At 61.7% G+C, this 14,000-nt stretch carries 2 protein-coding genes; both read left to right on the forward strand.

The features are described 5' to 3' along the window. The first annotated feature begins 145 nt into the window (after positions 1-145). The gene (locus tag AC1RO5_RS07365) at positions 146-8,023 is read left to right on the forward strand and encodes a DUF5801 repeats-in-toxin domain-containing protein (protein ID WP_493174032.1); all 7,878 of its coding nucleotides are present in this window, start codon (positions 146-148) and stop codon (positions 8,021-8,023) included. Positions 8,024-8,296: 273 nt separating this feature from the next. After that, positions 8,297-13,891: a DUF5801 repeats-in-toxin domain-containing protein gene (locus AC1RO5_RS07370; protein ID WP_493174456.1), complete on the forward strand. Its 5,595-nt coding sequence runs from the start codon at positions 8,297-8,299 to the stop codon at positions 13,889-13,891. Positions 13,892-14,000 lie beyond the last annotated feature (109 nt).

Raw genomic sequence — 14,000 nt, forward strand, 5'->3', positions numbered from 1 at the left:
GTCCTCATCCCGTTTCCCCTCCCAAGTAGGCCGAAACTCCCACCCCGCTTGGGAGTATCGGCCGATGTGCAATTCCCGGCGATTAGTCATAGTTGCAGAGGTCAATGGTCCGACCTCGATGACCGCAATGGCTCAGGAGAAAATCATGACTATTCGCGAGCAAAACTCATCGCTAACGAGCGATCCGACTTCCCTCAACTTAACGTCACTTACGGCCAACGCTCTGAGCGTGGTGCCCGGCGCGAACGTTACGCTGGACGAAACAGCCGGGTTGCAGAACCTCACCGCCACGCCAAGCCCCGCGGGAGACGCTGACGATAACGATATTCTGGTGGCGTCCCTGCCCTCGGCCTTTTCTACCCGTTTGACCGCACTGGGTGCAGGTACCGCAACGGGTGCGGCCTTGAGTGGTTATACCGGTGCCGCGGGCAACACCGGCAGCAATGCATTCACCCTCACCGACCCGTCCGGCGTTACCGACATCCGCTTCGTCGACAGTGCCGGCGCACCGCTCAATGGCCTGGATAGCGGACTGGATACCCTCGATGGCACCAGCATCCTTCTCTATACGGATACGAGCAACAATAACATCGTTGTGGGCCGCGCCGGGGGCCCAGCCGGCGCGATCGTGCTCGCTGGCTATATCGAAGAAACCGGATCGCCGGTCTCGGGCGGCAAGATCTGGACCGTGGAATACCAACCACTCAAGCATCCAGATATAACGAACCCCGATGATTCGCTCAATCTGCTGAATAAGGTGTTCATCGGAGTCACTCAGGATCTGGGATTCAGTCTGGCCGGTGCCCCCTCCGGTCAGAACCTGTTCCTGATGTTCACGAAAGCGAACCCGGCAACTGAAACCGTTAATGGTGTCGTGCGGATCACGGATCCAACCATCATCGCCACCGGCAAGGACCCCGCTGACGAGTCAAGCGGCGCCAAGATAAACACTGGCGACACGATCAATACCAGCCAGGGCGGTGGCCCGACCACCATCGGCACCAATAACCAGATGATTACGGAACAGGAAGGCATCCGCTTTTCGTTCGTCACCGGCGCCAGGCAGGATGTGACCGTTCCCAACCTTAGTCAGACCGAAGCCGATGTTGAGTCCAACATCGACTTTACCGGCGTCTACAATTCGACATCGGCCAATTTCGACGTCGTGCAGTTGCAAAGCGGCAAGAGTGCTGTGGTAAAAATCAGCGCATTCAATACCGCTGCTGAACCTGGCGCGAATTTCATCAACGGCTATGCGAATGACGCGCCGGTGGCCATCACCAATGTTCGTGTCTTCAGCAATAGCACCGGGCTGGTGATCGAGAATTCCGACGGCTCTGTGAATGATCCGACCATCACCATCAGCTTTACGGGTGGGGTTGCAACACTCACCGGCATTAAAGCCGGCTACCAGATTGAATACACCACAACATCGGATCACAACCGCGTACTCGTCCAGAACGGCGCGGCCCTAGACGCCAGAGGCGATAACCACGCCGATTTTGATATCGGCGGCTTCTCGCTGCGCAAAGCCTCCACCTCGACCGCCGAAATCGGCTCCAAGATGATCTTCGAGGACGATGGGCCAAGCATCAGCGCCACCGGCACGGAACCAACGCTGACGGTGGACGAAACGGTGCTGGCCACCAACGACACCCAGAGCTTTACCGCCAACTTCACCTCGGCGTTTGGCGCCGACGGTGCAGGCACGCTGACCTATGCACTGGGCGTGGTCGCGGGCGGCTCCGGGCTGACCGATACGGCCACCGGTGAGGCAGTCAACCTGTCACTCAACGGCACAGTGGTCGAAGGTCGAACGGCCATCACCAACCTGCTGGTGTTCACCGTCAGTGTGGCCGCCAATGGTGACGTCACCCTTGACCAGATCCGTGCCGTGGTGCATCCCGACACGACCAATCCGGATGATTCGAAGACGCTGACCTCGGACAATCTGGTGACCCTGACCGCAACCATCACCGACAAGGACGGCGACAGCGCTCATGCGACCCTCAACATCGGGCAGAACCTGGTGTTCAAGGATGATGGGCCCAGCATCAGCACTACCGGCACGGAGCCAACGCTGACGGTGGACGAAACGGTGCTGGCCACCAACGACACCCAGAGCTTTACCGCTAACTTCACCTCGGCGTTTGGCGCCGATGGCGCGGGTACGCTGACCTATGCGCTGGGCGTGGTCGCTGGCGGCTCCGGGCTGACGGATACGGCCACTGGTGAGGCAGTCAACCTGTCGCTCAACGGCGGTGTAGTCGAAGGCCGTACGGCCACGACCAATCTGCTGGTGTTCACGGTTAGCGTCGCCGCCAATGGTGACGTCACCCTCGACCAGATCCGCGCCGTGGTGCATCCCGACACGACCAATCCCGATGACTCAACGAGTCTGACCTCGGACAATCTGGTGACCCTGACCGCAACCATCACCGACAAGGATGGCGACAGCGCTCATGCGACGCTCAACATCGGGCAGAACCTGGTGTTCAAGGATGATGGACCGAGCATCAGCACTACCGGTACGGAACCAACGCTGACGGTCGATGAAACGGTGCTGGCCACCAACGACACCCAGAGCTTTACCGCCAATTTCACCTCGGCGTTCGGCGCTGACGGTGCGGGTACGCTGACCTATGCGCTGGGTGTGGTGGCGGGCGGCTCCGGGCTGACGGATACGGCCACCGGTGAGGCAGTCAACCTGTCGCTCAACGGTGCAGTGGTGGAAGGTCGAACGGCCATCACCAACCTGCTGGTGTTCACCGTCAGTGTGGCCGCCAATGGTGACGTCACCCTCGACCAGATCCGTGCCGTGGTGCATCCCGACCCAACCAACCCGGATGATTCGAAGACGCTGACCTCGGACAATCTGGTGACCCTGACCGCAACCATCACCGACAAGGATGGCGACAGTGCTCATGCGACCCTCAACATCGGGCAAAACCTGGTGTTCAAGGATGACGGGCCAAGCATCAGCACCACCGGCACCGAACCAACGCTGACGGTCGACGAAACGGTGTTGACGACCGACGATACCCAGAGCTTTACCGCCAACTTCACCTCGGCGTTTGGCGCTGACGGTGCGGGCACACTGACCTATGCACTGGGCGTGGTCGCGGGCGGCTCCGGACTGACCGATACGGCCACCGGTGAGGCCGTCAACCTGTCGCTCAACGGCGCCGTGGTCGAAGGCCGTACGGCCATCACCAACCTGCTGGTGTTCACCGTCAGTGTGGCCGCCAATGGTGACGTCACCCTCGACCAGATCCGTGCCGTGGTGCATCCCGACACGACCAATCCGGATGATTCGAAGACGCTGACTTCGGACAATCTGGTGACCCTGACCGCCACCATCACCGACAAGGATGGCGACAGTGCTCATGCGACCCTCAACATCGGGCAAAACCTGGTGTTCAAGGATGACGGGCCCAGCATCAGCACCACCGGCACCGAACCAACGCTGACGGTCGACGAAACGGTGTTGACGATCAACGATACCCAGAGCTTTACCGCCAACTTCACCTCGGCGTTTGGCGCTGACGGTGCGGGCACACTGACCTATGCACTGGGCGTGGTCGCGGGCGGCTCCGGACTGACCGATACGGCCACCGGTGAGGCCGTCAACCTGTCGCTCAACGGCGCCGTGGTGGAAGGCCGTACGGCCACGACCAACCTGCTGGTGTTCACCGTCAGTGTGGCCGCCAACGGTGACGTCACCCTTGACCAGCAACGGGCGGTAGTGCATCCCGATCCAACCAATCCGGATGATTCGACGAGTCTGTCGGCGGACAATCTGGTGACCCTGACCGCCACCATCACCGACAAGGACGGCGACAGCGCCCATGCGACCCTGAACATCGGCCAGAACCTGGTGTTCAAGGATGACGGACCCAGCATCAGCACTACCGGCACGGAGCCAGTCCTGACGGTCGATGAAACGGTACTGACCACCGACGCCACCCAGAGCTTTGCAGCCAACTTCACCTCGGCGTTTGGCGCCGACGGTGCGGGCACGCTGACCTATGCGCTGGGTGTGACTGCCGGCCCGTCGGGACTGACGGATACGGCCACCGGTGAAGCGGTCAACCTGTCGCTCAACGGCACCGTGGTCGAAGGCCGCACCGCCACCACCAACCTGCTGGTGTTCACGGTTAGCGTCGCCGCTAATGGCGACGTCACCCTCGACCAGCAACGGGCCGTGGTACATCCCGACCCTACCAATCCGGATGATTCGACCAGTCTGACCTCGGACAACCTGGTGACCCTGACCGCCACCATCACCGACAAGGATGGCGACAGTGCCCATGCGACGCTGAACATCGGCCAGAACCTGGTGTTCAAGGATGACGGACCGAGCATCAGCACCACCGGCACGGAGCCAGTCCTGACGGTCGATGAAACGGTGCTGGCCACCAACGCCACCCAGAGCTTTACCGCCAACTTCACTTCGGCGTTTGGCGCCGACGGTGCGGGCACTCTGACCTATGCGCTGGGTGTGACTGCCGGCCCGTCGGGACTGACGGATACGGCCACCGGTGAAGCGGTGAACCTGTCGCTCAACGGCACCGTGGTCGAAGGTCGCACGGCCACGACCAACCTGCTGGTGTTCACCGTCAGTGTCGCCGCTAATGGCGACGTCACCCTCGATCAGATCCGCGCCGTGGTACATCCCGACCCTACCAATCCGGATGATTCGACCAGTCTGACCTCGGACAACCTGGTGACCCTGACCGCCACCATCACCGACAAGGATGGCGACAGTGCCCACGCGACGCTGAACATCGGGCAAAACCTGGTGTTCAAGGATGACGGGCCCAGCATCAGCACCACCGGCACGGAACCTACGTTGACGGTGGACGAAACGGTGCTGGCCACCAACGACACCCAGAGCTTTACCGCCAACTTCACTTCGGCGTTTGGCGCTGACGGTGCTGGCACCCTGACCTATGCACTGGGTGTGGTCGCGGGCGGCTCCGGGCTGACCGACACGGCCACCGGTGAGGCAGTGAACCTGTCACTCAACGGCACAGTAGTCGAAGGTCGCACGGCCACGACCAACCTGCTGGTGTTCACCGTCAGTGTCGCCGCTAATGGCGACGTCACCCTCGATCAGATCCGCGCCGTGGTACATCCCGACCCTACCAATCCGGATGATTCGACCAGTCTGACCTCGGACAACCTGGTGACCCTGACCGCCACCATCACCGACAAGGACGGCGACAGCGCCCATGCGACGCTCAATATCGGGCAGAACCTGGTGTTCAAGGACGACGGACCCAGCATCAGCACCACCGGCACGGAACCTACGTTGACGGTGGACGAAACGGTGCTGGCAACCAACGACACCCAGAGCTTTACCGCCAACTTCAGCTCGGCGTTTGGCGCTGACGGTGCGGGCACACTGACCTATGCACTGGGTGTGGTCGCGGGCGGTTCCGGGCTAACGGACACGGCCACCGGTGAGGCGGTGAACCTGTCACTCAACGGCGGTGTAGTCGAAGGCCGTACGGCCACCACCAATCTGCTGGTATTCACGGTTAGCGTCGCTGCTAATGGCGACGTCACCCTCGATCAGATCCGTGCCGTGGTGCATCCCGACACGACCAATCCGGATGATTCGAAGACGCTGACCTCGGACAATCTGGTGACCCTGACGGCAACCATCACCGACAAGGATGGCGATAGCGCTCATGCCACGCTCAACATCGGCCAGAACCTGGTGTTCAAGGATGACGGACCCAGCATCAGCACCACTGGCACGGAGCCAACGCTGACGGTCGACGAAACAGTGCTGGCGACCAACGACACCGAGAGCTTTACCGCCAACTTCAGCTCGGCGTTTGGCGCTGACGGCGCGGGCACGCTGACCTATGCACTGGGCGTGGTCGCGGGCGCTTCCGGGCTGACCGATACCGCCACCGGTGAGGCAGTCAACCTGTCGCTCAACGGCGGCGTGGTGGAAGGCCGCACGGCCATCAGCAACCTGCTGGTGTTCACGGCTAGCGTGGCCGCCAACGGTGATGTCACCCTCGATCAGATCCGTGCCGTGGTGCATCCCGACACGACCAATCCGGATGATTCGAAGACCCTGACCTCGGACAATCTGGTGACCCTGACCGCAACCATCACCGACAAGGACGGTGACAGTGCCCACGCGACCCTCAACATCGGCCAGAACCTGGTGTTCAAGGATGACGGACCCAGCATCAGCACCACCGGCACGGAACCGATCCTGACGGTCGACGAAACGGTGCTGACGACCGACGATACCAAGAGCTTCGCGGCGAACTTCACCTCGGCGTTTGGTGCCGATGGCGCGGGCACGCTGACCTATGCACTGGGCGTGGTCGCGGGCGCTTCCGGGCTGACCGACACCGCCACCGGTGAGGCGGTCAACCTGTCACTCAACGGCGGTGTGGTGCAAGGCCGCACGGCCACCACCAACCTGCTGGTGTTCACCGTCAGCGTGGCTGCCAACGGTGACGTCACCCTCGACCAACAACGGGCCGTAGTGCATCCCGATCCAAACAATCCGGATGATTCGACGAGCCTGTCAGCGGACAATCTGGTGACCCTGACCGCAACCAAAACCGACAAGGATGGCGACAGCGCCCATGCGACGCTGAACATCGGGCAAAACCTGGTGTTCGAGGACGACGGCCCATCACTCGCGTTTGGCAACCTGATCGGGACCGGTAGCATCCTTCCACAACAGGGATACTGGGATCATTCGACCGGAGCCGACGGACTGGGTGCAACCGGTCTGGATATTTCGTTGGTGAATAACCAATTCACCCTCGTCAGGCCAGACAACACGACCACAACCGGAACCGGCACGCTCACCGAGCAATCGCCCTCACCGGACGTCAACGGTGCGTTCCACTTCGCAGGGACTCTGACCGGCGATTTCGACAACAACGCCGCCACCGCGAATACCACCGTCGACTACACGCTGACCGCCTTTGCCGATGGCACCTATGCACTGGACCTGGTGCAAGGCTTCAGCTCGCAGATCGTGCTCAGCAGTGCCGACGGCTCGCTCAGTGCCGGCGGCCCGGATCCGGTGCGCACCTTGTTAATCCCGGCGCAGAATCCGCCGACTATTCCTTCGCCATCTGAGGAGATCGTGTTCTTTTCCGCGAAGGCAACGGCGTCGACTGCGGACATCCTGACCGGTATCGGGCTTGGAGCCCCCGACCCCACCGAAGCCCAGCTACAGACCAACCCGCTGCCGTCGTACATCGACCCTGCGGCCATGAACGTCAGCACGGCCGGCATCGGCATCGCCAATAACCTGTTCCAGGGAGACAACCTGGCGGCCATCAGCAATGCCGATGAAAGTTTCGTGATCAATCCGGAGAGCCTGCTGACGAGTATGAAGGTCTTCATCGACAACTCCGTGGGGGGTTACGACACGGCGACCGAGGACCTGTACTACAGGGCCTACTATGAGGATGGCACGTTCTCGAACCTGATCGAGGTGAACACCCTGACGCCGGAGGCCGGCGGACAGGTGTCCTTCCTCATTCAGCAGCAGGGCACGAAGCTGATCGACGCTGTTCAGCTCACGATGGGCCGAGGCGAGATCAAGATCCCGACGATCGAGTTCACTCATGAGACCGAGAGCCTGGCCAGCGATGTCAAGCTGGCGTTCAACGCGACGCTGACAGACAAGGATGGGGACTCGGCGACGAGTACATTCGACGCCAACCTGTTCGCCAACGACCTGGGCACCACCTTCGACTTCACGCTGGTGGGCACGAGCGGTGAGCGGGATGCTTTCAACGTCGATTTGTCATTCACCCAGAACAAGTACCAGATCACCGGCTTCGATGCGAACGCAGGGCTGCGCGATACGCTGGTGCTCAACGGCGACCAGGGCGCCGTTGTCCAGTCGATCGACAACAGCGGCGCAAACAGCATCGTGACGGTTGCCGAAACGGGCGGACAAATCACGACCATCACCTTGGTCGGGGTTGATGTTCTGAATACCGACATTGTCCATGGCAGCGCCTGAGGCAGCGCATGCGTGAAAGGATGCGAGGGTGGTGGAAACCACCCTCGCATTTTTTTGCAGTTCCACTATCAGATCCGCATCAATCGCATTCATTGTGAGCGCTCGAGTACCACGCCGGGCACCCTGCGACAGGCCTCCAACGAGGATGGCTAGTCTGAAACTCCCAGCCCGCGTGGGAGTTTCGGCTGATGCGCAATTCCCGGCGCTTCTCCATAGTTGCGACCAAAGGTCAACGGTCAGGCCTCGATGACCGCACTTGCTTTGGAGAAAGTCATGGCTATCGGCGAGCAAAATTCATCGCTAACGAGCGACCCTGCCCTCCTATACATTCCGACCCTCGATTCAGTGATGACAACGTCGCTTACGGCCAACCCTATGAGCGTCGTGGCCGGCGGCGCGAGCGTTTCGCTGGACGAAACGGCCGGGTTGCAAAACGCCACCGCCACGCCAAGCCCTGCAGGAGACGCGAATGACAACGACATTCTGGTAGCGTCCCTGCCCTCGACTTTCTCTGCCCGTTTGACCGCACTGGCAGCAGGTACCGCAACGGGTGCGGCCTTGAGCGGCTACACCGGTGCCGCAGGCAACACCGGCAGCAATGCGTTCAGCGTCTCCGCTGACCCCGGAGCAAATATTACCGATATCAGTTTCGTCGACAACACCGGCGTACCGCTCAATGGCCTGGACAGCGGACTGGATACCCTCGATGGCGCCAACATCCTTCTCTATACCGACACGAACAACAACATCCTTCTGGGGCGAGCCGGAAGCGCAAGCGGCGCGATCGTGTTCGCGGCCTATATCGAAGAAACCGGATCGCCGGTCTCGGGCGGCAAGATCTGGACCGTGGAGTACCAACCGCTCAAGCATCCAGACGCTAGCAATCCCGACGATGCGGTCAATCTGCTGAATAAGGTGTTCATCGGAGCCGGTCAGGACGCGGAATTCAGTCTGGCCAATGCGCCGTCGGGCCAGCAGCTGTTCCTGATGTTCACGACCATGGGCGCGACGGCCGATGTGAACGGCCGGATTCCCGGTGTCTCTATCGTCGTCACCGGCAGGGATCCGCTGGATCAGTCGGCAAGCAGTGCTGCCATCACCAGCGCCGACACGGTCAACAGCAGCCAGGGCGGCGGCAGCACAACCCTGGGCACCAACAACCAGGCAATCACCGAACAGGAAGGCCTGCGCTTCAGCTTCGTCACCGGTGCCAAGGCGGACTTCACGATTCCCAACCTGAGCCCGGGCGAAGCGGGTGTCGAACAGAACATCGACTTCACCCAGTACTTCGGCGCCCGCTCCGCGACCTTCAAGGTCGTGCAGGAGACGGGCGGCACGACCGCGAAGCTGTTGCTCACCGCCGTCAAGAACGCCGACAACGTCAGCGGGTCGCAGAGCGGCGTTAACTTCGTCAACAGCTACGCCAACGACAGCACCGAAAAGGTCGCGATCACCAACGGCAGTGTCACCGTGAAGACATTCGCGGGCGCCCCCGTCAGCGGCGTCGTCATCACTTACAACGCCGACGGCACGGTGCTGATCACCGGCGTTCCGACCGACTCGCAGATCACCTACAGCACGGCGACCGACCACAACCGCGTGATGATCGAGAACGCCGGGTTGCTGACCGACAAGAACGGCGACAAGACGCACGCTGACTTCGACATTGGCGGCTTCAAGGTGCTGCAGTCCAGCACGTCAACCGCCGAAATCGGCTCCAAGATGATCTTCGAAGACGACGGGCCGAGCATCAGCACCACTGGCACCGAGCCAACGCTGACGGTGGACGAGACGGTACTGGCGACCAACGATACCAAGAGCTTTGCGGCTAACTTCACTTCGGCGTTTGGCGCTGATGGTGCGGGCACGCTGACCTATGCGCTGGGCGTGGTGGCAGGTGCCTCCGGGTTGACCGACACGGCCACCGGCCAAGTGGTGAATTTGTCGGTTAACGGCGGCGTGGTCGAAGGCCGCACGGCGCTGAGCAACGATCTGGTATTCACGGTCAGCGTGGCCGCCAATGGCGACGTCACCCTCGACCAGCTCCGCGCTGTGGTGCATCCCGACACGACCAATCCCGATGACTCGAAGACCCTGACCTCGGACAGCCTGGTGACGCTGACCGCAACCAAAACCGACAAGGACGGCGACAGTGCACAGACCACCCTCAACATCGGGCAGAACCTGGTGTTCAAGGACGACGGACCGAGCATCAGCACCACCGGCACCGAGCCAACGCTGACAGTGGACGAAACGGTGCTGGCAACCAACGACACCCAGAGCTTTGCCGCCAACTTCAGCTCGGCGTTTGGCGCCGATGGTGCCGGCACGCTGACCTATGCGCTGGGCGTGGTGGCGGCTGGCTCCGGGCTGGTGGACACGGCCACGGGCCAGGCGGTCAACCTGTCGCTTAACGGCGGCGTGGTGGAAGGCCGCACTGCGATTAGCAACGATCTGGTGTTCACGGTCAGCGTGGCCGCCAACGGTGATGTCACCCTCGACCAGCTACGCGCTGTGGTGCATCCCGATGCGAACAATCCCGATGATTCGAAGACCCTGACCGCGGACAACCTGGTGACGCTGATAGCGACCAAGACCGACAAGGACGGCGACAGTGCCCAGGCCACCCTCAACATCGGCCAGAACCTGGTGTTCAAGGACGACGGACCGAGCATCAGCACCACCGGCACCGAGCCAACGCTGACGGTGGACGAAACGGTACTGGCAACCAACGATACCAAGAGCTTTGCGGCTAACTTCACCTCGGCATTTGGCGCTGACGGTGCGGGTACGCTGACCTATGCGCTGGGCGTGGTGGCGGGTGGCTCCGGGTTGACGGATACGGCCACCGGTGAGGCGGTCAACCTGTCGCTCAACGGCGGCGTGGTGGAAGGCCGTACGGCCACCACCAGCCAGCTGGTGTTCACAGTCAGCGTCGCCGCCAATGGCGACGTCACCCTCGACCAGCTCCGCGCTGTGGTGCATCCCGACACGACCAATCCCGATGATTCGAAAACCCTGACCTCGGACAGCCTGGTGACGCTGACCGCGACCAAGACCGACAAGGACGGCGACAGCGCCCAGGCCACCCTCAACATCGGCCAGAACCTGGTGTTCAAGGATGACGCCCCCAGCATCAGCACCACCGGCACGGAACCGACGCTGACGGTGGACGAAACAGTGCTGGCGACCAACGATACCAAGAGCTTTGCGGCTAACTTCACCTCGGCATTTGGCGCTGACGGTGCGGGTACGCTGACCTATGCGCTGGGCGTGGTGGCGGGTGGCTCCGGGTTGACGGATACGGCCACCGGTGAGGCGGTCAACCTGTCGCTCAACGGCGGCGTGGTGGAAGGCCGTACGGCCACCACCAGCCAGCTGGTGTTCACAGTCAGCGTCGCCGCCAATGGCGACGTCACCCTCGACCAGCTCCGCGCTGTGGTGCATCCCGACACGACCAATCCCGATGATTCGAAAACCCTGACCTCGGACAGCCTGGTGACGCTGACCGCGACCAAGACCGACAAGGACGGCGACAGCGCCCAGGCCACCCTCAACATCGGCCAGAACCTGGTGTTCAAGGATGACGCCCCCAGCATCAGCACCACCGGCACCGAGCCAACGCTGACGGTGGACGAAACGGTACTGGCAACCAACGATACCAAGAGCTTTGCCGCCAACTTCACCTCGGCGTTTGGCGCTGACGGTGCCGGCACGCTGACCTATGCCCTAGGCGTGGTGGCGGCTGGCTCCGGGCTGGTGGATACGGCCACGGGCCAGGCGGTCAACCTGTCGCTCAACGGCGGCGTGGTAGAAGGCCACACGGCGATTAGCAACGATCTGGTATTCACGGTCAGCGTGGCCGCCAACGGCAACGTCACCCTTGACCAACTCCGGGCCGTGGTGCATCCCGACGCGACCAATCCCGATGACTCGAAAACCCTGACGGCGGACAACCTAGTGACGCTGACAGCGACCAAGACCGACAAGGACGGCGACAGCGCGCAGGCCACCCTCAACATCGGCCAGAATCTGGTATTCAAGGACGACGGACCCAGCATCAGCACCACCGGCACGGAACCGACGCTGACAGTCGACGAGACGGTACTGGCGACCAACGATACCAAGAGCTTTGCCGCCAACTTCACCTCGGCGTTTGGCGCTGACGGGGCCGGCACACTGACCTATGCGCTGGGCGTGGTGGTGGGTGCCTCCGGGCTGGTGGACACGGCCAGCGGCCAGGCGGTCAACCTGTCGCTCAACGGCGGCGTGGTCGAAGGCCGCACGGCCACCAGCAACTTGCTGGTGTTCACGGCCAGCGTCGCCGCCAACGGTGACGTCACCCTCGACCAACTCCGCGCGGTAGTGCATCCCAACGCGACCAATCCCGATGACTCGAAGACCCTGACCGCGGACAACCTGGTGACGCTGATAGCGACCAAGACCGATGGGGACGGTGACAGCGCCCAGGCGACCCTCAACATCGGCCAGAACCTGGTGTTCAAGGACGACGGCCCATCACTCGCCTTCGGCAACCTGATCGGGACCGGTAGTGTCCTTCCACAACAAGGGTACTGGGATCATTCGAACGGAGCCGACGGGCTGGGTGCAACCGGTCTGGATATTTCGTTGGTGAATAACCAGTTCACCCTCGTCCGGCCAGACAACACGACCACGACCGGAACCGGCACACTCACCGAGCAGTCGCCCTCACCGGACGTCAACGGCGCGTTCCACTTTGCAGGCACGTTGACCGGCGATTTCGACAACAACGCCGCCACCGCGAATACCTCCGTCGACTACACGCTGACCGCCTATGCCAATGGCAGCTACACACTGGACCTGGTGCAAGGCTTCAGTTCGACGATTGTGCTCAGCAGTGCCGACGGTTCGCTCAGTGCCGGTGGCCCGGATCCAGTGCGCACGTTGCTGATCCCGGCGCAGAATCCACCGACCATCCCTTCGCCATCAGAGGAGATTGTGTTCTTTTCCGCAAAGGCAACGGCGTCGACTGCGGACATCCTGACCGGCATCGGGCTAGGTAAACCCGACCCCACCGAAGCCCAGATACAGACCACCCCGCTGCCGTCGTACATCGACTCGGCGGCCATGAACGTCAGCACGTCCGGCATCGGCGTCGCCAATAACATTCTCCAGGGAGACAGCCTGGTGGCCATCAGCAATGCCGATGAAAGCTTCGTGATCAATCCGGAAAGCCTGCTGACGGGCATGAAGATCTTTATCGACAACTCCGTGGGGGGTTACAACACGGCGACCGAGGACCTGTACTACAGGATCTACTACGAGGATGGCTCGACCTCGAACCTCACCGAGGTGAACACCGTGACGCCGGAGGCCGGCGGACAAGTGTCCTTCCTCGTTCAGAAGCAAGGCTCGCTGCTGATTGACGCGGTTCAACTCACGATGGGCCGAGGCGATGTCAAGATCCCGGTGATCCAGTTCATTCAGCAGACCGAGAACCTGGCCAGCGATGTCAAGCTGGCGTTCAACGCGACGCTGACGGACAAGGATGGAGACTCGGCGACGAGTGCGTTCGACGCCAACCTGTTCGCCAACGACCTGGGCACCACCTTCGACTTCACGCTGGTGGGCACGAGCGGTGAACGGGATGCCTTCAACATCGATTTGTCATTCACCCAAAACAAGTACCAGGTCACCGGCTTCGATGCGAGCGCAGGCTTGCGCGACACGCTGGTGCTCAACGGCGACCAGAGCTCCGTTGCCCAGATCGACAACAGCGGCGCAAACAGCATCGTGACGGTTACCGAAACGGGCGGACAAATAACGACCATCACCTTGGTCGGGGTCGATCTGCTGAGTACTGACATTGTCCATGGCAGCGCCTGAGGAAGCGCGCGCGTGAAAGAATGCGAGGGTGGCGTAGAAGCCACCCTCGCATGCCTTACAGGTCTGATATGAGATTCACGGATGGCGACACAGTGACGGCCTGGGTGCC

The organism is Pseudomonas sp. GW822-FHT02G04 (assembly GCF_058802085.1).